The following is a 2,207-nucleotide window of genomic DNA, read 5'->3' as shown; positions in this document are numbered from 1 at the left end:
CGGCGCCACAGCGAGGATTTCCGCAATGCGGCGCTGGATCTGATCCGCGAACGCTATCTGGATTTTGGTCCGACGTTAGCGCGCGAGAAGCTCATCGAACTGCACCGGATTTCTGTTGCCAAGGAGACGCTGCGGCAATGGATGACCGAGGCTGGCATCTGGATCTCGCGTCGGGAACGCAAGAAACGGGTTTTCCAGCCACGCGGCCGGCGCGACTGCTTTGGCGAACTGGTGCAGATCGATGGGTCGCATCACTGGTGGTTCGAGAACCGCGGCCCCAAATGCGCCCTGCTCGTCTATATTGATGACGCCACCGGCAAGCTTTTACATCTTCGCTTTGCTGGATCGGAGAATACATTCGACTACCTGCATGCGACGAAGGCCTACCTGCAGCAATGGGGCAAGCCGCTGGCGTTCTACAGCGACAAGCATGGCGTTTTCCGCTCGCTCCATGCGTCGGAGAAAGACCGGACGAGTGGCCTGACACAGTTCGGCCGGGCGCTTTATGAACTCAACATCGACATCATCTGCGCCAACACCCCGCAGGCAAAAGGCCGTGTGGAACGGGCCAACCAGACGCTGCAGGATCGGCTGGTCAAGGAGATGCGGCTTCGCGGTATCAATACGATCGAAGATGCCAATGCCTATGCGCCTGAGTTCATCACGGATTTCAATTCGCGGTTCGGCAAGCCACCGCGCAACCCGAAGGACATGCACCGGCCGCTGGCCGACCATGAGAACCTTGATGGCGCCATGTGCCGCAAGGAAGTCCGAACCCTGTCGCAATCCCTGACGCTACGCTACGACAAGGTGCTGTTTATCCTCGATCCGACAGAGATCTCCAGACCTCTGGCCGGCCAGAAGGTCATCGTCTGCGACTATCCGGATGGGCGGCTTGAGATCATGCACCAGAGCTTTGCCCTGCCCTACAGGACCTTCGATACGTTGCGCTCGGTGCATCGTGCCGAGGTCGTCGACAACAAGCGGCTGGACGACATGCTGTCAATTGTCGCCGAGATGCAGGCAGGGCGCGAACAGCAGCGCAGCAAAGGCGGCCCTCGCCGCACCGGTCAGACGGATCATATGTTTGGTATTCGTGACGGCAGCAAGGGCAATGGCTACCAGAAGCGCGGCCGCAAGCCCCGCCCGAGAACGGATTTCATGAACGATCCGGCGGTGATTGCGCGACGAGAGAAAGCGTTGATGAGGCAGCCAGCGGCGGAATAAAGAGCGTCAATGCACGCCGATGTCGCTCTGCGTATCCGATTCCAACTGCAGGCAAGCTGGCCAAAGTGGCGTCTTGTGGAAGGCTCCATTCTGGAGGAGCGAGAGCCCTTCTCGTGCCTCATAGAGCACACCGAGCCAGCACAAGCGTCGAAAGACGCCATATTGGAGATCGGATTTCAACTTCCAGGCTTCTATTGTCATTTCGGTGTCCGACAGAGGCGCCAAGTCTGGATAGAGGATCTTCACAACGTCTATTGGCGTGCACCCTTCTCTGGCTTTGATATTGAGAAGATTGAGGAACATGCGCCACCAGCGTAACCGCGCTCGGACCTCCTCTTCCCGCTCGGTGGTATGGACATACGAATAGAGATAATCCGTGGCGACCAGATCGAAGAAGGCTTGCGGGTTCACCAGGAATTCCCGGCCGCGTCTGGTTGGCAGCAGCACATCTTTTTTCCGGCGAAGAAGCTTCAGATGACGGGTCATGTCGCGCACGACCCAAAGCGGCGGCATGTCGCTTTCATTGAGCACCTTGTTCATGCTGTAGAGGTCTTCGGCTGTGAAGCCTGGCCAAAGGAAGTGTACAGCGGCCCAATGCACGAACTTGCGGTTCATGGCGCCGGTCGCCGTCAATCCTATGCCGCCCTCACCGTCAGCATAGGCAACCGAAAGAAGCATACCGCGAAGAAGTGGGGACAGTGCGGCGACATCGACGTCACCATGCAGCTTGATTTCCGGAAGCATCGTGCGGCTGTGATCCCTACCTCGCCCTATGCAGGTGCAAGCGAGTATCAACCGGCGACAAAACAATTGCTACTGAGAAAGCTAAAGCCGAAGGGGAGTGTCATCACCCGCCCCCGCTCCGCCCTTTCAACCCGGACCAGCCGGTCGGATCGGGGGCTGACTGGCAGAGCAAGCCGGCGGGCAGTGTCGCATTTCGAAATGGCTGGCAACGTCGCGCCTCTAATCAGCTTTGACAT

The 2,207-nt window shown here is 58.5% G+C and carries 2 protein-coding genes; one reads left to right on the top strand and one right to left on the bottom strand.

Annotation, left to right across the window (positions count from 1 at the left end; translation table 11 throughout):
• Positions 1 to 1,227: ISNCY family transposase (locus HT585_RS31535; RefSeq protein ID WP_176356701.1), on the top strand; the 1,227-nt coding region annotated here is incomplete at its 5' end.
• A gap of 6 nt (positions 1,228 to 1,233) precedes the next feature.
• On the opposite strand, the gene HT585_RS31530 is transcribed toward HT585_RS31535, so the two are convergent.
• Positions 1,234 to 1,971 carry a hypothetical protein gene (locus HT585_RS31530; protein WP_176356700.1) on the bottom strand — a complete coding sequence of 246 codons (738 nt, stop codon included), beginning with the start codon at positions 1,969 to 1,971 and terminating at the stop codon, positions 1,234 to 1,236.
• Positions 1,972 to 2,207: the final 236 nt, after the last annotated feature.

This window comes from Ensifer oleiphilus (assembly GCF_013371465.1).
Classification (GTDB): Bacteria; Pseudomonadota; Alphaproteobacteria; order Rhizobiales; family Rhizobiaceae; genus Ensifer; species Ensifer oleiphilus.
The sequence above is the reverse complement of the archived record's forward strand: the minus strand, read 5'-3'. Positions and strand labels throughout refer to the sequence as shown.

Excerpts from the sequence above, each read along its gene's own strand:
- HT585_RS31530 (WP_176356700.1), bottom strand. The coding sequence starts at position 1,971 with ATGCTTCCGGAAATCAAGCTGCATGGTGACGTCGATGTCGCCGCACTG.